The sequence below is a fragment of the Kitasatospora sp. NPDC001095 genome, assembly GCF_053598615.1.
Genome location: NZ_JBSFKQ010000028.1, coordinates 7769 through 25220, shown reverse-complemented (window position 1 = coordinate 25220; position 17452 = coordinate 7769). Strand labels below are relative to the sequence as shown.

Sequence of the window (17452 nt, the reverse complement as noted above, 5' to 3'; positions counted from 1 at the left end):
GGCATGACCCCCAAGTGTCGTGCCAGGTACGCACCTTGGAGGTGCGCCCTGAACACCTTCATTCTCTCCCGGGGGTCTGACAATCCGGCTCCGCCGGAACGGCTCAGCCCTTCTCCATGTAGGCCGCGCGGTCCTCGTCGAGCAGGCTCTCCAGCGCGGTGCGCAGCTCCGGGTGGGCGGCGAGGTCCGGGTCCTCGGCGACCAGCCGGGTGGCCTCGGTGCGGGCGGTGAGGATGACCTCCTCGTCCTCCAGCACCGAGAGCACCTTGAGCGAGGACTTCACCCCGGACTGCGCCTGGCCCAGCACGTCGCCCTCGCGGCGCTGTTCGAGGTCGATCCGGGACAGCTCGAAGCCGTCCAGGGTGCCCGCCACCGCGTCCAGCCGGGCCCTCGCGGCGCTGCCCCCGGGCATCTCGCTGACCAGCAGGCACAGGCCCGCCGCGCTGCCGCGGCCGACCCGTCCGCGCAGCTGGTGGAGCTGGGAGACGCCGAAGCGGTCGGCGTCCATGATGACCATCGCGGTGGAGTTGGGGACGTTGACGCCGACCTCGATCACCGTGGTGGCGACCAGCACGTCCACCTCGCCGGCCGCGAACCGGCGCATCACCTCGTCCTTGGCCTCCGGTGCGAGCCGGCCGTGCAGGATCTCCACCCGCAGCCCGGCGAGCGGCCCCCTGACCAGCTTGTCGGCCGTCTCCACCACCGAGAGCGGGGGCCGCCGTTCGTCGCTCGCGGCGCCCGCGTCGGCGACCTCCTCGAAGTCCTCCTCGGCGGCCCTGCGGCGCTTCTTCCCGGCGTCGGCGGCGGGCTCCTCGTCCCCGATCCGGGGGCAGACCACATACGCCTGGTGGCCCTTGGCGACCTCCTCGCGGACCCGCTCCCAGGCCCGGGTGAGGAAGTTGGGCTTCTCCAGGGCCGGGACGACGTGGGTGGAGATCGGCGAGCGGCCGGCCGGCAGCTGGTCCAGGACGGAGGTCTCCAGGTCCCCGAAGACGGTCATCGCGACGGTGCGCGGGATCGGGGTGGCGGTCATCACCAGCAGGTGCGGCGGCTGTTCGCCCTTGGCGCGCAGCGCGTCCCGCTGCTCGACACCGAAGCGGTGCTGTTCGTCCACCACGACCAGGCCGAGGTCCTGGAACTGCACCTTGTCCTCGATCAGCGCGTGGGTGCCGATGGCGATCCCGGCGTCCCCGCAGGCCATGTCGAGCAGCGCCTGGCGGCGGGCGGGCACGCCCATCGAGCCGGTCAGCAGCACCACCCGGGTGCCGAGGTCGGAACCTCCCAGCATGCCGCCCTCGGCGAGGTCCCCCATCATCTCGACGATCGAGCGGTGGTGCTGCTGGGCGAGCACCTCGGTGGGCGCCAGCAGCACCGCCTGGCCGCCCGCGTCCACCACGGCGAGCATGGCGCGCAGGGCGACGAGGGTCTTCCCCGAGCCGACCTCGCCCTGGAGCAGCCGGTGCATCGGGTGCTCGGTGGCCAGGTCGGCGGCGATCTCGGCGGAGACCTTCTGCTGGCCCTCGGTGAGGGTGAACGGCAGCCGGGCGTCGAACGCGTCCAGCAGACCGCCCTCGCGGGCCCGGCGCGGCTTGGCGGGCAGGGCGGAGTCGGCGGCCCGGCGCTGGGCGAGGGCGACCTGCAGCACGAAGGCCTCGTCCCAGCGCAGCCGGCTCTGGGCGCGCTCGCGGTCGGCGTGGCTACGCGGGCGGTGGATCAGCTCCAGCGCCTCGGGCAGCGGGATCAGGTCGTGCCGCTCGCGCAGTTCGGCGGGCAGCGGTTCGCCGACGTCGCCGAGGTGCTTGGTGAGCGCGGTCTCGATGCAGATCGACAGCTTCCAGCTGGGCATCTGCGCGCTGGCGCCGTACACCGGGATGAGCCGGCCGGCGAACTGCCGTGCCGCGTCCGACCCGGCGTCCTCGTCGAGCAGCTGGTAGTCCGGGGAGACGAGCTGGCGGGTCCGGTTGAAGACCCCGACCTTGCCCGCGAACAGGCCCTGGGCGCCGGCCTTGAGCTCCTTCTGCCGCCAGCCCTGGTTGAAGAAGACCAGCGAGAGCCGGCTGCGGCCGTCGGTGACGACGACCTCCAGCCGGTCGCCCTTGCGCCCGCGGAACGGGATCAGGGTGACCTTCTCGATCCTGGCCAGCACGGTGACGTGCTCGTCGACCTCCAGCTCGTCCAGGCTGGTGAGCTGGCCGCGTTCGACGTAGCGGCGCGGATAGTGGTGCAGCAGGTCCCCGACCGTGCGCAGCTTGAGGCTGTCGGCGAGCACCTTCGCGGTGCGGTCGCCGACGAGCTTGGTCAGTGGTTCATCGAGAGCGCCCATCAGGCCCCTGTCTACACCACCGGACGGACAGAACGGCGCTGGTCGCCCGCCCGTCCGCCTCCGGGGCGGCGCTACTCGACCCCGATGAGGAGCGGCGCCGGTTCCTGGCCGCCGTGGAAGACCACCGCGTCCACCTCGGGCCGCCGGTGCCGGACGTGGGCGACGAGCCGTTCGGCGAGTGCCTCGTCGGCGCCCTCGCCGAGGATCAGGGTGACGAGTTCGCCGCCCGCGCCGAGCATCCGGTCCAGCACGCTCTCGCCGACCTCGGCCAGGCCGACGCCTATCACCGCGACGTCGCCGTCGATCAGCCCGAGCACGTCCCCGGCCTGGCAGACCCCGGCCATCGTCCAGGACTCCCCCTCGGCGACGGCCAGCTCGGCGTACCGGGTGGCCCCGGCGGCGGAGGTCATGGCGACCACGTCCTCGTCGAAGCGGCGGCCGCCCTCGTGCACCGCCAGCGCCGCCAGTCCCTGCACCGGCGAGCGGGTGGGCAGGACGGCGATCCGCACCCCCTCCTCGCGCAGCTGGTCGGCGGCGGCCCCGGCGGCGGCGCGCAACTCGGGGTCGTTGAGCAGCAGGACGACCTCGCGAGCGGCCGAGCGGCGCACCGCGGCGGCGAGTTCGGCGCTGGCCGGCGGGCGGTCCGGGTCGGCGTGCAGGACGACGGCGCCGGCCTGCTCGCAGAGCTCGGCCAGGCCCTCGCCGGAGACCACCGAGAGCACCGCCCTGGCCCGTTCCTCGCGCTCGCCGGGCTCGGCGGCGCTGCCGGAGCGGGCGGCGGCCTCGGCGAAGTGGGTGATCCGGATCTGGTGCGGGCGCCCGGCCTCGACCCCGGCCTCCACGGCGGCGCCCGCGTCGTCCACGTGGACGTGGACGTTCCACAGGCCGTCGCCGCCGCCGATCACCAGTGAGTCGCCGAGTTCGCCGAGCCGCGCGCGCAGCGCGGGCAGCGCCTCGTCGGGGGCGTCCAGCAGGTAGATGACCTCGAAGGCGGGGTGGCCGGGGCCGGGCGGCCTGAGGTGGGTCTCGCAGCTCTCGACGGCCCGGATGTCACCGCGCAGAGCGACCGGCCCCATCGGCTGCTGCCCGGCGACGGCGTCGGCGAGCGCGCCGAGGACGGCCACCAGGCCTCGCCCGCCGGCGTCCACCACTCCGTTCTCGGCCAGCACGGCGAGCTGTTCGGGGGTGTGCCGCAGCGCGTCCCGGGCGGCCCGGTAGGCGGTGTCGGCGACCTGGGCAAGCCCGTCCCCGGCCCGTACGGCCTCCCGGGCGGCGACCCGGGCGACGGTCAGCAGGGTGCCCTCGACGGGCTCCGCGACGGCCTGGTACGCGGAGTCGGCGGCCCGCTGCAGGGCGGCCCGCAGCTGTTCGGCGCCGCCGCCCTCGGCCAGCGTCTCGGCGGTGCCGCGCAGCCACTGGGCGAGGATCACCCCGGAGTTGCCGCGGGCACCGACCAGTGCGCCGCGGGCCATCGCCCGGACCGCGTCGGCCAGCCCGGGGGCCGGGTCGGCGGCGGGGTCGGCGAAGCGGCTCTCCACCTCGGCGGCGGCGGACTCGACGGTCAGGTAGAGGTTGGTGCCGGTGTCGCCGTCCGGGACGGGATAGACGTTGAGCGCGTCGATCTCCTCGCGGGCCTGGCCGAGCGCGCGGACGGCGAGCTGGCACCAGGTGCGCACGGCCGGGGCGTCGAGCGTGTGCAGCACCAGGTCTCCTCCGGATGGGACGCCGACATGGCCGGGCAATGAACGGCGAGGGGTGATACCGGCAGGTTATCGGGGCCGGGGTGGGGTCGTCCGGACCGGCGACCGGAGCGATCACTCGGCCGGTCATGGTAGTTTCGTGGGACGGAAGCAAGCGTTGTATGCTCTTCCGGTTGCCTGGAACCGTCCAGGCTCACCCCCTTGTCCGGTCTGGTTCACGTGAGTGTTCTGGTGGTTGAGCGGGGTTTTCGAAAGTATCTGATCTGAAGTCTTGGAGTGACTCCTGTGGCTGCCAACTGCGACGTCTGCGGCAAGGGGCCGGGCTTCGGCAACAGCATCTCCCACTCTCACCGCCGTACCCCCCGTCGTTGGAACCCCAACATCCAGACGGTGCGCGCTGTGATTGGGCGGACGCCGAAGCGGCTCAACGTCTGCACCTCGTGCATCAAGGCCGGTAAGGTCTCGCGCTGACGCGCAGACCGGCAAGCCGGTCCTCCAGTGAGCCGGTTCATCCTCGGATGAGCCGGCTTCGCTGTTTCCGTGGCCGGCTACGCCGATTTCCGGACTCACCAGTGGTGGGCGGACTCCATCCAGGAGCCCGCCCACCTCTGTTTTCCCGGGTTCCTCAGCGCCAGCGCCAGGCGTGGTCGACCGGGCCGATGCCGGCGCCCAGGGCGAAGCCCCCGGCGATCGCGCCGGTGATGTACTCCTTGGCCGAGGCCACCGCCCGCGGCAGCGGCTCGCCCTTGGCCAGGCCGGAGGCGATCGCGCTGGCCAGGGTGCAGCCGGTGCCGTGGGTGTGGCGGTTGTCGTAGCGCGGCGCCCGGAACCAGTGCACCTCGTCCGGTCCGCCGTACAGCAGGTCGGCGGCCTCGCCCTCCAGGTGGCCGCCCTTGACCAGCGCCCAGCGCGGCCCGAGGTCGACCAACGCCTTGGCGGCGTCCAGCATCTGGGACTCGTCCTCGACGGTCAGCCCCGTGAGCTGGGTCACCTCGTGCAGGTTGGGGGTGGCCAGGGTGGCGACCGGCAGCAGCTTCTCGCGGACGGTCGCGACGGCCTCGGCGACCAGCAGCGCGTCCCCGTGCTTGGAGACCCCGACCGGGTCGACCACCACCGGGGCGTCCACCCCGGCCAGCAGTTCGGCGACGGTCTCGACGAGTTCGACCGAGGCGAGCATGCCGGTCTTCACGGCCTGCACCCCGATGTCGTCCACCACACTGCGGAACTGTGCCCGGACGGCCTCGGCGGGCAGCTCCCAGTAGCCCTGGACGCCGAGCGAGTTCTGCGCGGTGACGGCGGTGATCACGCTCATGCCGTGGACGCCGAGGGCGAGCATCGCCTTGAGGTCGGCCTGGATGCCGGCGCCGCCGCCGGAGTCGGAGCCGGCGACGGTGAGCACGCGGGGGGGTGCGGTGGAGGACATGGCCCCAACCTACCCGCGCGGTCTCAGAGCACCGCCTCGGACTCCGCCCAGCGGTCCCGCGGCACCGTCTTCAGCCGGGTCACCGCGTCGCCGATCGGCAGCAGCTCGATGCCGGTCCGGCGCAGCGCGGTGAAGTGCCCGAACGCCCCCCGGTGGACGGCCTCCACGGCGTGCCAGCCGAACCGGGTGGCGAGCACCCGGTCGTAGGCGGTCGGGGTGCCGCCGCGCTGGACGTGGCCGAGGATGACCGGGCGGGCCTCCTTGCCGAGCAGGTTCTCCAGCTCGTGGGCGAGCCGGGTGCCGATCCCGCCGAAGGTCCGGTGGCCGTACTGGTCGACCTCGCCGTGGTCGAAGCGCATGGTGCCGGGCACCGGGCAGGCGCCCTCGGCGACGGCGATGATGGCGAACTTCTTCCCGCGCGCGAAGCGGTCCTCGATTATCCGGGCCACCGCCTCGATGTCGAAGGGCTTCTCCGGGATCAGGATGCCGTGGGCGCCGCCGGCCATGCCCGCGGTGAGGGTGATCCAGCCGGTGTGCCGGCCCATCAACTCGACCACCATGACGCGCTGGTGGGACTCCGCGGTGGTCTTCAGCCGGTCGATCGCCTCGGTCGCGACGTGGACGGCGGTGTCGAAGCCGAAGGTCATGTCGGTGGTGTCGATGTCGTTGTCGATGGTCTTCGGCACCCCGACCACGGGCAGTCCGGCGTCGCCGAACAGCTTGGCGGCGGTCAGCGTCCCCTCGCCGCCGATCGCGATCAGCGCGTCGATGCCGATCCCCCGGGCCAGTGTCTTGGCGTTCTCCACCGCCCAGGCGATCCGGTCCCGCCGCACCCGGGCCGAGCCCAGGATGGTGCCGCCGAGGGTGAGCAGGCCGGTGACGTCGTCGTGGGTGACGGTCCTGGTGCGGCCCTCGATCAGTCCGAGGAAGCCGTCCAGGATGCCGACGATCTCGTCCCCGTGGACGTCGGTGCCCCGGTGCACCACCGAGCGGATCACCGCGTTGAGGCCGGGGCAGTCGCCGCCGCTGGTCAGTACACCGATGCGCATCTGTGGTGTGCTCCCACTCGCAGTGGTTCGGACCATCCGCGCCGGACGGGCGGCTGGGATGGCGCAAGCCTACGCACAACGCACCCGCGAATCCCGTCCCCGCACACCGGAGCGTCACGCGCCGTCCGCCGTACGGGGATCCAGGAGGAGCGCCCGTTACTCGGCGAAGTGGTCCCAGCCGCCGACTCGGTCCCAGGGTGCGCCGTCGACCGTCACCCGGCCGCTGCGGCTGCCCGTCGGGCGGCCGGTCACCTCGCCCACCACCCGCCAGCGGGCCGGGAGTTGGACCCCGCGCGGGAAGGTGGCCACGATCGCGTGGTCCTCGCCGCCGGAGAGCACCCAGACCAGCGGGTCCACTCCGACCGCCTGGCCGATGTCGGCCATCTGCGCCGGGACGTCGAAGTCGGCGGCCTTGAGGTCGATGTCCACCTGGCTGGCCCGGGCCACGTGGCCGAGGTCGGCGACCAGCCCGTCGCTGACGTCGATCATCGAGGTCGCGCCCAACTCGGCCGCCGCCGGGCCCGCGTGGTACGGCGGTTCGGGTCGGCGGTGCGCCTCGACGAAGGCGCGCGGGGAGCGGAAGCCGCGCTGGAGCACGGTCAGCCCGGCGGCGGACCAGCCGAGCCAGCCGGTCACCGCGATCACGTCGCCGACCTGTGCGCCGGAGCGCGTCACCGCCGCACGCCCCTGGAGGTCGCCGAGCGCCGTGATGGCCAGCGTGACGGTGTCGCCGCGCACCACGTCGCCGCCGACCACCGTCGCCCCGGCCACCTGGCACTCGTCGCGCAGCCCGTCCATCAACTCGGTCGCCCAGGTGGTCGGCAGGTCCGCGGGGGCGACCAGGCCGAGCAGGATGGCGGTCGGCACCGCCCCCATCGCGGCCACGTCGGCGAGGTTCTGGGCGGCGGCCTTGCGGCCCACGTCGTAGGCGGTGGACCAGTCCCGGCGGAAGTGCCGGTTCTCGATCAGGACGTCCGTGGTCGCCACCACCCGGCCGTCCGGTGCCCGCACCACCGCGGCGTCGTCACCCGGGCCGAGGTCGACCGCATCGGTGAGCGGTACCCGGGCGGTCAGCTCCCTGATGAGGCCGAACTCGCCGAGCTCGCCCACGGTCCCCTGCATCTGCCGTCCTCTCGCGTTTCCATCCGAATCGGCCCCCGTCGCGCTCCCCCGCGCGCAGCGTACGCCCTTCCGGGACCCCGGGGTCTCCCCTCCCCGGCCCGCTGCGGGGTAGCGTGGTGATCAGACTGCCGGTGAGCCCATCCACCCACACGCCTGACCGGGTGCTCACGGCGGCGATCCCCCCTTGAACCGGCCGCCGGGAGGTCCCCGTGGTACAGGCATACATCCTGATCCAGACCGAAGTTGGGAAGGCCACCTCCGTGGCCCAGACCGTTTCCGAGATCCCGGGCGTGCTCACCGCCGAGGACGTCACCGGCCCGTACGACGTGATCGTCAAGGCCGAGGCCGGGACGGTGGACGAGCTGGGCCGCATGGTGGTGGCCCGGGTCCAGAAGGTCGAGGGCATCACCCGCACCCTCACCTGCCCCGTGGTGCACCTCTAGGGCCCGTGGGCCGGGGCGGGCCGGCGCACCGGGAGCCCGGGCGCGTAAGGCCCGGTTACCATCGGCGGGTGGCCAGAGAACTGCGCGTCCCCAAGGCGCTGACCGCCCTGCCGGCCCCGGTCCGCTGGCTGGCCCTGCCCGTCGCCCTGACCTGCACGGTCGTGGTGCTGGTGGGCAGCTGGGGCCCGGCCGACCGGGCCATCGAGGTCCCGGACCCGACCGGTAGGGCGGCCGGCTACTGCAGGGCCCTGGCCGCCGCGCTGCCGAAGGAGCTGCTCGGGCACGCCCGCAGGGACCCGTCGCCCGCCTCGCCGTACGTGGCCGTCTGGGACAGCTCGCCCCGGACGGTCCTGCGTTGCGGCGTCGACCGGCCCGAGGAGCTGGACGGGCCGCACGCCATGGACCTGTCCCCGACCGTCGACGACCTCACCTGGTGGTCGCAGAAGCTGGACGACGGGAGCTACCGCCTGGTCGCGACCATGCGCGCGGCCTACGTCGAGGTGATCTCCCCGCCCGGCGTCTACAGCAGCCCGCTGGACCCGGCCGCCGCGCTCACCCCGCTGGTCAAGGCCAACATCCCCGGCTGAGCACGACGAACGCGGGGCGGGCCGGGAAGCCCCCGGCCCGCCCCGCGCCGAAGCCCGCTAGCGCAGCCCGGTCGAGCGGCGCAGCGCCGCGCCGAGCAGCCGGTCGATCAGCTCCGGGTACGAGACCCCGCTGGCCGCCCACATCTTCGGGTAGGCCGAGATCGGGGTGAAGCCGGGCATGGTGTTGATCTCGTTGATCATCCAGGTGCCGTCCTCCAGCAGGAAGAAGTCCACCCGGGCCAAGCCCTCGCAGCCGAGCGCCTCGAAGGCCTCGATCGCCTGGCGCTGGATCTCGGCGAGCTCCTCGGCGGCCAGGTCCGCCGGGATCTTCACGTCCGAGGAGTCGATGTACTTGGCATCGAAGTCGTAGAAGTCGAAGCCCTCGCCGACCAGGATCTCGCCGGCCACGCTGGCCCGCGGGCCGTCCTCGAACTCCAGCACGCCGCACTCGATCTCGCGGCCGGTCACGCCCGCCTCGATGATCAGCTTGGGGTCGTGCCGACGGGCCTCCTCGATCGCGGCGTCGAGGTCGGCCAGGTCCTTCACCTTGGTGATGCCGATGCTGGAGCCGGCCCGGCAGGGCTTCACGAACACCGGCAGGCCCAGCTCGGCGGCCCGCTCGCGCACCGCGGCGCGGCCCTCCTCGGACTCCCAGTCGCGCGGCCGCACGATGGTGTAGCGGCCGACCTCCAGGCCGTGCGAGGCCAGGATCCGCTTGGCGAACTCCTTGTCCATGCCGGCCGCGCTGGCCAGCACGCCGTTGCCGACGTACGGGACGCCGGAGAGCTCCAGCAGGCCCTGGAGCGTGCCGTCCTCGCCCCACGGGCCGTGCAGCAGCGGGAACACCACGTCGACCTCGCCGAGGGCCTTGGGGGCGCTGCCCGGCTCGGTCAGGACCACCTCGCGGTTGCCCGGGGCGACCGGCAGCGCGACCTGGCCGTCGACGCCCTCGGCGACGTGCGCCACGTCCGGCAGCCGCCCGTCGGTGATGGCCATCCGGGCCGGCTCGTCGCTGGTCAGCGCCCAGCGGCCCTCGTGCGTGATGCCGATCGGCAGCACGTCGTACTTGTCGCGGTCGATCGCCCTGAGCACACTGCCCGCGGTGGAGACCGAGATGGCGTGCTCGGAGCTGCGCCCGCCGAAGACCAGCGCGACGCGCGGCTTCCGGTCGGGCCGGTTCGGGGAGGTCTGTTCGATGCTCATATCGGGTTTGAGACTACCGTGCGAGGCCCGGGCGGAAGGCGAGCGGCGCCCGGGAGCCGGCGGCGCCGGGGAACCGGACGCCGCCGCAGCCGCCTCGCGGGCTCAGCGCCGCTCCGGCTTCGCCGAACGCGACATCAGCGCCTGCAGGACCTCCTTGATCGGCCGCTCGTTGTGCACCACGTCCACCACGGCCTCGACGATCGGCATGTCGACCCCGTTGCGCCGGGCCAGGTCCAGCACCGACTCGCAGGACTTGACGCCCTCGGCGGTCTGCCGGGTGGCCGCGATGGTCTCCGCGAGCGACATGCCCCGGCCCAGGTTCATGCCGAAGGTGTTGTTGCGCGACAGCGGTGAGGAGCAGGTGGCCACCAGGTCGCCCATCCCGGCCAGTCCCGCGAAGGTGTGCGGGTCCGCGCCCAGCACCTCGCCGAGCCGGGTGGTCTCGGCCAGCCCGCGGGTGATCAGGGTCGCCTTGGTGTTGTCACCGAGCCCCATGCCGGCCGCCATGCCGACCGCCAGGCCGATCACGTTCTTGACCGCGCCGCCGAGTTCGCAGCCCACCACGTCCGTGTTGGTGTACGGCCGGAAGTACGGCGTGTGGCAGGCCGCCTGGAGCCGCTTGGCGACCGTCTCGTCGGAGCAGGCGACCACACTGGCCGCGGGCTGCCGGTTGGCGATCTCCTTGGCCAGGTTGGGCCCGCTGACCACCGCGACGCGCTCCGCGCCGACGCCGGTGACCTCGTCGATCACCTCGCTCATCCGCTTGGCGGTGCCGAGTTCGATGCCCTTCATCAGGCTCACCAGCACGGTCTGCGGCTCGATCAGCGGCGTCCAGGCGGCCAGGTTGTCGCGCAGCGTCTGCGAGGGCACCACGAGCACCGCGAAGTCGGCGCCGGCCAGCGCCTCGGCGGCGTCGGTGGTGGCCCGCACGGTGTCGGGCAGTCGGACGCCCGGCAGGTAGTCCGGGTTCTCGTGGGTGGAGTTGACGGCGTCCACCAGCTCCTGGCGGCGGGCCCACAGCACGACCTCGCAGCCCGCGTCGGCGAGCACCAGCGCGAACGCGGTGCCCCAGGAGCCGGTCCCCATCACGGCGCAGCGGGTCACTTGCCGCCCTCCTCGGTGCCCTCGGTCCGCTCGCCCTTGGCGCGCCGGCGCTCCGCCAGCGCGGCCGCAGCACGCTCCCGGGCGGCCTTGCGCATGTCGTAGCGCTCGGCCGGCGGTTCCTCGCCCCGGACCTCGGCCAGCACGGCGGTGATCGCCGTCATGATGTCCTCGGTCGCGTCGGCGAGCACCTGGGCGGTGAGTTCCTGCCCCCGGTACTTGCTGAGGTCCACCGGCGGCCCGGCCGCGACGGTGACCCTGTGCCGCGGGAAGAGGTTGAACTTGCCCTTCCCGTAACCGGGCCGGCCGTACGGCGGGATGATCTCGTGGGCGCCCCAGTGCGCGACCGGGATGACCGGCGCACCGGTCATCAGCGCGACCCGGGCGACCCCGCTCTTGCCGGTCATCGGCCACAGGTCGGGGTCCCGGGTGAGCGTGCCCTCCGGATAGAACTGCACGCACTGGCCGCCGTTGATCGCGTCGATCGCGGCCCGGAACGCCTGCGCGGCGTCGGTGGACTCCCGGAACACCGGAATCTGGCCGGTCTTGCGCAGCATGAATCCGATGAAGGGGATCGAGAACAGCGAGGACTTGCCGAGAATGCGCGGCGGACGTCCGCTGTTGTACTGCCAGTGCGCGTAGATCACCGGGTCGATGATCGAATTGTGGTTCACCGCGGCGATGAAACCGCCGTTCTTCGGAATGTGCTCCCAGCCCCGCCAGTCGGGCTTCACCAGGGCGGTCGTCACCGGTTTCACCAGCACGGCCGCGAAGCGGTACCAGATGCCGTAGTCGGCGTTGCCGAACTTGGCGTACGAGCGGCGGGCCACCCCAGCTCCTTCTCATCCGACGCGGCACGGATCACCGCGGTCATGGCTTCCCGGTGCCGCGCACCGTTTCTTCCGCCGGTGCCCGGGCCACGGGCGCGGAACAGTGTCGCCCGCCCGCTCACCGGCTGTCGAGCAACCGCGCCAACCCGCCCGGCGGGCGTGATCAAACGCACGTCCGCACAGCTCGAACGGCCTGGCGAGGGCTCCGGGACCGGCGACACAATGACGCCGATGACCCAGGACACCGTACGCCCCAGTGGGCCCGTCGCGCCCCCCGCACCCAAGGCCGGCTGGTCGCTGGTGCTTCCGCTCAAGTCGCTCGACCTGGCCAAGAGCAGACTGGCCCCGTACGCCGGAGCACACCGGGCCGACCTGGCACTGTCCTTCGCGCTGGACACCGTCGGCGCCGCCCTGGCCACTCCGGGCGTCGGCCGGGTCCTGGTGGTCACCCGCGACGCCCGGGCCGGCGCCCGGCTCGCCGCGCTCGGCGCCCTGGTGGTCGCCGACGAGCCCGGCGGCGGCCTCAACGGGGCGCTGGCGCACGGCGCCGCGCGGGCCCGGACGCTGGCTCCGCAGGCTCCGCTGGCCGCGCTCTCGGCCGACCTCCCGGCACTGCGCCCGGCCCAACTCGCCCGGGTGCTGGGCGCGGTGCCGCCCGACGGCCGGGCCTTCCTGCCGGACTCCCCCGGCCTCGGCACCACGCTGCTCGCCTGCGCCCCCGGCCGACCGCTCTCCCCCGCCTTCGGGGACGGCTCCCGGGCCCGGCACGCGGCCGGCGGGGCGCTCGAACTGCGCCTCGCGGACGTGGAGTCGGTGCGCCGGGACGTGGACACCGGGACGGACCTCGGCGAGGCCGCGGCGCTCGGCCTCGGCCCGCACACCAGCGCGCTGTTCGCCCGCCTGAGCCGGCGCTGAGCCCGCACTGAGCCTGTCCTGAGCCCGCACTGAGCCCGTTCCGAGCCCGCCCCGGCCCCGTCCGGGACGCCGCCCGACCTGCTCCAGGGCCCAGGACGGCCCGCTCGCTATGCTGCTCGCATGCAGGCCACCGCGTTCACCTTCGACCCCGCCACCCGGGCCGGCTCCGTGCTGCTCGACGACGGGACCCCGGTGCCGTTCGACGCGGCCGCCTTCGACGCCGGCGGCCTGCGGCTGCTGCGCCCCGGCCAGCGGGTGCGGATCCGCACCGAGGGCACCGGCGAGGCCCGCCGGGTGGTCTTCGTGACGCTCCAGACCTTCCCCGACCCCGCCGAGGCCTGACCGGCCCGATCGGCCACCGCCCGGGCCGCCGGCCCACTTCCCGCCACGCCGTCCTGGTCGCCCCCGCGCCGCCGTGCGCCGTCGATTCCTGACTGAGCGCCCGGAAACCGAAAGAGCCGCGGCGCCCGGTCTCCGTGAATTCACGGAAGGGGTGCCGCGGCTCCTGGCCGAAGGCCGTCCGAGGACGGTCGCGCGGGACTTACTTGGCAGAGGTCTTGCGCGCGGTGGTCTTGCGGGTGGCGGTCTTCTTCGCCGGCGCCGTCTTCTTGGCCGTGGCGGTCGCCTTCTTGGCGGTGGCCGTGGTCTTCTTGGCGGCAGCCGTGGTGGTCGCCTTCTTCGCCGCGGCCGTCTTCTTGGTCGCGGCGGCCTTGGTCGCGGTCGCCGTGGTCTTCTTGGCGGCGGTGGTCTTCGCGGCCGTGGTCTTCGCGGGCGCCTTCTTGGCGGTGGCCGTCTTCTTGGCGGCGGCCGTGGTGGCCGTCTTCTTGGCGGCGGCCGTGGTCGCCGTCTTCTTGGCGGCGGCCTTCTTGGTGGCCGGAGCGGCGGCGGCAGCGGCGGCGCGCTTGGTGGCGGCACGCTTGGCGGCCGGGGTGGCGGCGACGCCGCTCTTGCCCGGGGTGAGGGAGCCCTTGGGGGCCTTCTTCACCGAGGGGCCTTCCTTCGGCAGCTTCTTGCTGCCGCTGACCAGGTCCTTGAAGCCCTGGCCCGGACGGAAGCGCGGGACCGAGGTCTTCTTGACCTTGACCCGCTCGCCGGTCTGCGGGTTGCGGGCGAAGCGCGCGGAGCGCTCCACCTTCTCGAAGGTGCCGAACCCGGTGACCGAAACCCGGTCACCGGCCACAACGGCACGGACCATGGTGTCGAGCACTGCGTCGACGGCCTCTGCGGCAGCCTTGCGACCGCCCAGCTGCTCGGCCACCGCTTCGACAAGCTGAGCCTTGTTCACGTCTTCCCCTTCGGAAACGAGCGCCGGATGATTCCATCCGTTCTTTTCGCACGTTAGGTATGTATCTGCGGACTTTCAATTACCAAACGCGCGAATCACCCTAGTGTCGCAATGGATTTGCGCGTCGGCGACCTCAGTCGAGCGGCGGGGGCCGCTCGTCGAGGTCATGTACAAAGCGACTCAACCGCCTTGCCGCCTCCGGAAGATCGCGCTTGGCGGTCTCGGTGACGATGAGGAGTTGCCGGGTGAGAGCGGTCTTTGCATCGGCAGACACGTTCAGCGCATGCACGCGGGCGTGAGCTTGCTTCAACCGCTCGGCCACGAGCGCGTAGAGCGCTGCGACTTCCTGGTCGTCCGGCCCCTCAGCTGGTGCGGAGGTGACGTCCGGCCGGTCGTCAATTCGGCGTTCGGATGGCCGGCCCATGGAGTCCTCAGCCGCGGGTTCGCCGCCCGCGTACGGAGGTTCATGGTGCCGGTGCATGTACTGATTGTGCCATCTACCCGCAGTTGTACTTGCGCGGGCCCCTCTTCCGCAAAGCCAAATGGGCAATCCGGGGCGGGCCCCGGCGCTAACTCGTGCTCCGGAACGACGGATGGCCCGGCCCCCCCGAGGGGGGCGCGGGCCATCCGGTGGATCGTCAGAATGCTTGTTCTGAGGGGAACTCAGGCGGCAGGCAGAGTACGGGGCTTGAAGCTCGGACGGGTCGCCTCGAAGGCCGCGATGTCGGCCTCGTTCCGCAGCGTGATGCTGATGTCGTCCAGGCCGTTGAGCAGCCGCCACCGCACGTTGTCGTCCAGTTCGAAGGCCGCCGTGACGCCTTCGGCACGCACTTCGCGCGCCTCCAGATCGACGGTGATCTCGGCCGAGGGGTCACTCTCCGTGAGCGCCCAGAGCCGCTCCACGGTCTCCTGCGGCAGGACGACCGTCAGCAGGCCGTTCTTCAGGGAGTTGCCCCGGAAGATGTCGGCGAAGCGCGACGAGATGACCGCGTGGAAGCCGTAGTTCTGGAGCGCCCAGACGGCGTGCTCCCGGGAGGAGCCGGTGCCGAACTCGGGACCGGCCACCAGGACCGTGGCACCCTGCCGCTCGGGCCGGTTGAGGACGAACGACTCGTCCTTGCGCCAGGCCTCGAACAGGCCGCCCTCGAAGCCGGATCGGGTGACCTTCTTGAGCCAGTGGGCCGGGATGATCTGGTCGGTGTCCACGTTGCTGCGACGCAGCGGGACGGCCCGGCCGGTGTGGGTGGTGAACTTCTCCATGGCTCAGGCCTCCACGGCTGCGACGTCGGCGGTCAGGTCGGCGGGGGCCGCGAGGCGGCCCAGGACGGCGGTCGCGGCGGCGACCTGCGGGGAGACCAGGTGGGTGCGGCCGCCCTTGCCCTGCCGGCCCTCGAAGTTGCGGTTCGAGGTGGAGGCGCAGCGCTCCCCCGGGGCGAGCTGGTCGGGGTTCATGCCCAGGCACATCGAGCAGCCCGCGTGGCGCCATTCGGCACCGGCCGCGGTGAACACCTTGTCCAGCCCCTCCTCGACGGCCTGCAGGGCGACCCGGACGGACCCGGGGACGACCAGCATCCGCACGCCCTCGGCGATCCGGCGTCCCTCCAGGACGGCGGCGGCGGCCCGCAGGTCCTCGATCCGGCCGTTGGTGCAGGAGCCGACGAAGACGGCGTCGACGGTCACCTCGCGCAGCGGGGTGCCGGCCTCCAGCCCCATGTACCGCAGGGCGTTCTCGGCGGCCACGCGCTCCTGCGGGTCCGCGAAGGAGGCCGGGTCGGGCACGTTCGAGCCCAGCGGGGCGCCCTGACCGGGGTTGGTGCCCCAGGTGACGAACGGGGTCAGCTCGCTCGCGTCGATGAAGATCTCGTGGTCGAAGACCGCGTCCTCGTCGGTGCCCAGGGTCTTCCAGTACGCGACGGCGGCGTCCCAGTCCTCGCCCTGCGGGGCGTGCGGGCGGCCCTGGAGGTACGCGAAGGTGGTCTCGTCCGGGGCGATCATGCCCGCCCGGGCGCCGGCCTCGATCGACATGTTGCAGATGGTCATCCGGGCCTCCATGGACAGGCCCCGGATCGCCGAACCGCGGTACTCCAGGACGTAGCCCTGGCCGCCGCCGGTGCCGATCTTCGCGATGACGGCCAGGATCAGGTCCTTGGCGGTGACGCCCTCGGGCAGTTCGCCCTCGACGGTGACCGCCATGGTCCGGAACGGCGCCAGCGGCAGGGTCTGGGTGGCCAGCACGTGCTCGACCTGGCTGGTGCCGATGCCGAACGCCAGTGCGCCGAAGGCGCCGTGGGTGGAGGTGTGGGAGTCGCCGCAGACCACGGTCATGCCGGGCTGGGTCAGGCCGAGCTGCGGGCCGACGACGTGCACGACGCCCTGCTCGACGTCGCCGAGCGAGTGGATCCGGACGCCGAACTCGGCGGCGTTCCTGCGCAGGGTCTCCAACTGCACCTTGGAGACCGGGTCGGCGATCGGCTTGTCGATGTCCAGGGTGGGGGTGTTGTGGTCCTCGGTGGCGATCGTCAGATCGGTGCGGCGGACCGTGCGGCCGGCCAGCCGCAGCCCGTCGAAGGCCTGCGGGCTGGTGACCTCGTGGAGCAGGTGCAGGTCGATGAAGAGGAGGTCGGGCTCACCCTCCGCACGCCGCACGACGTGGTCGTCCCAGACCTTCTCTGCGAGTGTCCGTCCCATCGGATTCCCTCCAGCCGGCCGCGCTGCCGGCCTTCTCGTGTCGTCGAGTGTCGTCGAGTGTCGTCGAGGTCAAAGCGTGTGCGCCGCCCGCGAGACTTCCGGGCCGCTCCCGTCCAGAGTGGCGCTTTTCGCCGGAGATTGAACTGGCGTCTCGCAGAGTGAGACCGCGGTCTTAGCGCATGGACAGCGCGAAGGCCCGCGAGGAGGCACGCGGGGAAGCCCGAGGCGGCCTTCCCCGCACCGGTCGGCCGGACCCCGCAGAACGCCGAAAGGGCCCCACCCGCGACCGGGTGGGGCCCTTTCGGGAAGCCTCCACTGCACAACGAAAAAGACCCCGGGGAACCGGGGTCTTTCCAATTTCTGGCTGGGGTACCAGGACTCGAACCTAGACTAAATGAACCAGAATCACTCGTGCTGCCAATTACACCATACCCCAACACAAAGCAAGGGCCGATGGGCGAGCCCATCGGCTTCCTGCTCTGAAGTACCCCCGACCGGATTCGAACCGGCGCTACTGCCGTGAGAGGGCAGCGTGCTAGGCCGCTACACAACGGGGGCTTTCCTGGCGGTCCCTCGCGGGACCGGTCGATCCCTTGCGGGATCAGTACCCCCGACCGGATTCGAACCGGCGCTACTGCCGTGAGAGGGCAGCGTGCTAGGCCGCTACACAACGGGGGCTTTCCAGGTGGTCCCTCGCGGGACCGGTCGATCCCTTGCGGGATCAGTACCCCCGACCGGATTCGAACCGGCGCTACTGCCGTGAGAGGGCAGCGTGCTAGGCCG

The 17452-nt window shown here is 72.6% G+C and carries 17 protein-coding genes and 4 tRNA genes (1 of these 21 only partly in view); 5 read left to right on the top strand and 16 right to left on the bottom strand.

Annotation, left to right across the window (positions count from 1 at the left end):
* Window positions 1–103: 103 nt before the first annotated feature.
* A complete protein-coding gene (gene recG, locus ACWDBB_RS22425) occupies window positions 104–2323 on the bottom strand; it encodes an ATP-dependent DNA helicase RecG (RefSeq protein WP_449791294.1) in 2220 nt (739 codons plus the stop codon).
* Between the two features lie 71 nt (window positions 2324–2394).
* Window positions 2395–4026 (bottom strand): DAK2 domain-containing protein, encoded by a 1632-nt coding sequence (locus ACWDBB_RS22420; protein WP_449791293.1) that lies wholly within the window; start codon window positions 4024–4026, stop codon window positions 2395–2397.
* 282 nt (window positions 4027–4308) lie between these two features.
* Here ACWDBB_RS22420 and rpmB point away from each other — a divergent pair, with 282 nt between their 5' ends.
* On the top strand, window positions 4309–4494 hold the full coding sequence (gene rpmB, locus ACWDBB_RS22415; protein ID WP_014138233.1) for a 50S ribosomal protein L28: 186 nt from the start codon (window positions 4309–4311) through the stop codon (window positions 4492–4494).
* Between the two features lie 154 nt (window positions 4495–4648).
* On the opposite strand, the gene thiD is transcribed toward rpmB, so the two are convergent.
* The 3 genes from thiD to ACWDBB_RS22400 all read right to left on the bottom strand — a co-directional run bounded on the left by thiD (window position 4649) and on the right by ACWDBB_RS22400 (window position 7617).
* The gene (gene thiD / locus ACWDBB_RS22410; protein ID WP_392883839.1) at window positions 4649–5446 is read right to left on the bottom strand and encodes a bifunctional hydroxymethylpyrimidine kinase/phosphomethylpyrimidine kinase; all 798 of its coding nucleotides are present in this window, start codon (window positions 5444–5446) and stop codon (window positions 4649–4651) included.
* A gap of 23 nt (window positions 5447–5469) precedes the next feature.
* Window positions 5470–6495: an ATP-dependent 6-phosphofructokinase gene (locus ACWDBB_RS22405; protein WP_449791292.1), complete on the bottom strand. Its 1026-nt coding sequence runs from the start codon at window positions 6493–6495 to the stop codon at window positions 5470–5472.
* Window positions 6496–6651: 156 nt separating this feature from the next.
* Window positions 6652–7617, bottom strand: a complete 966-nt coding sequence (locus ACWDBB_RS22400; protein WP_392883842.1) for a thiamine-phosphate kinase — start codon at window positions 7615–7617, stop codon at window positions 6652–6654.
* 209 nt (window positions 7618–7826) lie between these two features.
* On the opposite strand from ACWDBB_RS22400, the gene ACWDBB_RS22395 reads away from it, so the two are divergent.
* Together ACWDBB_RS22395 and ACWDBB_RS22390 are read left to right on the top strand one after the other, a co-directional pair.
* The gene (locus ACWDBB_RS22395) at window positions 7827–8060 is read left to right on the top strand and encodes an Lrp/AsnC family transcriptional regulator (protein ID WP_449791291.1); all 234 of its coding nucleotides are present in this window, start codon (window positions 7827–7829) and stop codon (window positions 8058–8060) included.
* A gap of 68 nt (window positions 8061–8128) precedes the next feature.
* A complete protein-coding gene (locus ACWDBB_RS22390; protein WP_449791290.1) occupies window positions 8129–8647 on the top strand; it encodes a DUF3515 family protein in 519 nt (172 codons plus the stop codon).
* Between the two features lie 57 nt (window positions 8648–8704).
* Here ACWDBB_RS22390 and ACWDBB_RS22385 read toward each other — a convergent pair whose 3' ends face one another.
* From ACWDBB_RS22385 to ACWDBB_RS22375, 3 genes are all read right to left on the bottom strand, one after another.
* Window positions 8705–9850, bottom strand: coding sequence for a D-alanine--D-alanine ligase family protein (locus tag ACWDBB_RS22385; RefSeq protein WP_449791289.1), 1146 nt, complete (start codon window positions 9848–9850; stop codon window positions 8705–8707).
* A gap of 102 nt (window positions 9851–9952) precedes the next feature.
* Window positions 9953–10954: an NAD(P)H-dependent glycerol-3-phosphate dehydrogenase gene (locus tag ACWDBB_RS22380; protein ID WP_449791288.1), complete on the bottom strand. Its 1002-nt coding sequence runs from the start codon at window positions 10952–10954 to the stop codon at window positions 9953–9955.
* The gene (locus tag ACWDBB_RS22375; protein ID WP_449791287.1) at window positions 10951–11781 is read right to left on the bottom strand and encodes a lysophospholipid acyltransferase family protein; all 831 of its coding nucleotides are present in this window, start codon (window positions 11779–11781) and stop codon (window positions 10951–10953) included. Before ACWDBB_RS22375 ends, ACWDBB_RS22380 begins: the two co-directional genes overlap by 4 nt.
* 231 nt (window positions 11782–12012) lie before the next feature.
* Here ACWDBB_RS22375 and cofC point away from each other — a divergent pair, with 231 nt between their 5' ends.
* Window positions 12013–12696, top strand: coding sequence for a 2-phospho-L-lactate guanylyltransferase (cofC, locus tag ACWDBB_RS22370; protein ID WP_449791286.1), 684 nt, complete (start codon window positions 12013–12015; stop codon window positions 12694–12696).
* A 120-nt stretch (window positions 12697–12816) separates the two neighbouring features.
* Complete coding sequence (locus tag ACWDBB_RS22365; RefSeq protein WP_392883854.1) at window positions 12817–13038, top strand: hypothetical protein; 222 nt, start codon at window positions 12817–12819, stop codon at window positions 13036–13038.
* A gap of 199 nt (window positions 13039–13237) precedes the next feature.
* Here ACWDBB_RS22365 and ACWDBB_RS22360 read toward each other — a convergent pair whose 3' ends face one another.
* From ACWDBB_RS22360 to ACWDBB_RS22325, 8 genes are all read right to left on the bottom strand, one after another.
* Entirely contained in the window at window positions 13238–13981 is a 744-nt protein-coding gene (locus tag ACWDBB_RS22360; RefSeq protein ID WP_449791285.1) for an HU family DNA-binding protein, read from the bottom strand.
* Between the two features lie 133 nt (window positions 13982–14114).
* Window positions 14115–14462, bottom strand: a complete 348-nt coding sequence (locus ACWDBB_RS22355) for an SCO5555 family protein (RefSeq protein WP_392883857.1) — start codon at window positions 14460–14462, stop codon at window positions 14115–14117.
* A 182-nt stretch (window positions 14463–14644) separates the two neighbouring features.
* Window positions 14645–15241: a 3-isopropylmalate dehydratase small subunit gene (gene leuD, locus ACWDBB_RS22350; protein WP_449791284.1), complete on the bottom strand. Its 597-nt coding sequence runs from the start codon at window positions 15239–15241 to the stop codon at window positions 14645–14647.
* 3 nt (window positions 15242–15244) lie between these two features.
* Window positions 15245–16669, bottom strand: coding sequence for a 3-isopropylmalate dehydratase large subunit (gene leuC / locus ACWDBB_RS22345; RefSeq protein WP_449791283.1), 1425 nt, complete (start codon window positions 16667–16669; stop codon window positions 15245–15247).
* Between the two features lie 361 nt (window positions 16670–17030).
* Window positions 17031–17105 (bottom strand) — tRNA-Gln (locus ACWDBB_RS22340).
* 49 nt (window positions 17106–17154) lie between these two features.
* Window positions 17155–17227, bottom strand: a tRNA-Glu gene (locus ACWDBB_RS22335).
* 47 nt (window positions 17228–17274) lie between these two features.
* Window positions 17275–17347 (bottom strand) — tRNA-Glu (locus ACWDBB_RS22330).
* A gap of 47 nt (window positions 17348–17394) precedes the next feature.
* Window positions 17395–17452 (bottom strand) — tRNA-Glu (locus ACWDBB_RS22325) (it continues 115 nt past the right edge of the window).

What these genes read in the sequence shown, in the direction of transcription:
- leuD (WP_449791284.1), bottom strand. Translation starts at nt 15,241, where the DNA reads ATGGAGAAGTTCACCACCCACACCGGCCGGGCCGTCCCGCTGCGTCGC.
- ACWDBB_RS22405 (WP_449791292.1), bottom strand. Translation starts at nt 6,495, where the DNA reads ATGCGCATCGGTGTACTGACCAGCGGCGGCGACTGCCCCGGCCTCAAC.
- ACWDBB_RS22355 (WP_392883857.1), bottom strand. Translation starts at nt 14,462, where the DNA reads ATGCACCGGCACCATGAACCTCCGTACGCGGGCGGCGAACCCGCGGCT.
- leuC (WP_449791283.1), bottom strand. Translation starts at nt 16,669, where the DNA reads ATGGGACGGACACTCGCAGAGAAGGTCTGGGACGACCACGTCGTGCGG.
- ACWDBB_RS22385 (WP_449791289.1), bottom strand. Translation starts at nt 9,850, where the DNA reads ATGAGCATCGAACAGACCTCCCCGAACCGGCCCGACCGGAAGCCGCGC.
- thiD (WP_392883839.1), bottom strand. Translation starts at nt 5,446, where the DNA reads ATGTCCTCCACCGCACCCCCCCGCGTGCTCACCGTCGCCGGCTCCGAC.
- ACWDBB_RS22400 (WP_392883842.1), bottom strand. Translation starts at nt 7,617, where the DNA reads ATGCAGGGGACCGTGGGCGAGCTCGGCGAGTTCGGCCTCATCAGGGAG.
- recG (WP_449791294.1), bottom strand. Translation starts at nt 2,323, where the DNA reads ATGGGCGCTCTCGATGAACCACTGACCAAGCTCGTCGGCGACCGCACC.
- cofC (WP_449791286.1), top strand. Translation starts at nt 12,013, where the DNA reads ATGACCCAGGACACCGTACGCCCCAGTGGGCCCGTCGCGCCCCCCGCA.
- ACWDBB_RS22365 (WP_392883854.1), top strand. Translation starts at nt 12,817, where the DNA reads ATGCAGGCCACCGCGTTCACCTTCGACCCCGCCACCCGGGCCGGCTCC.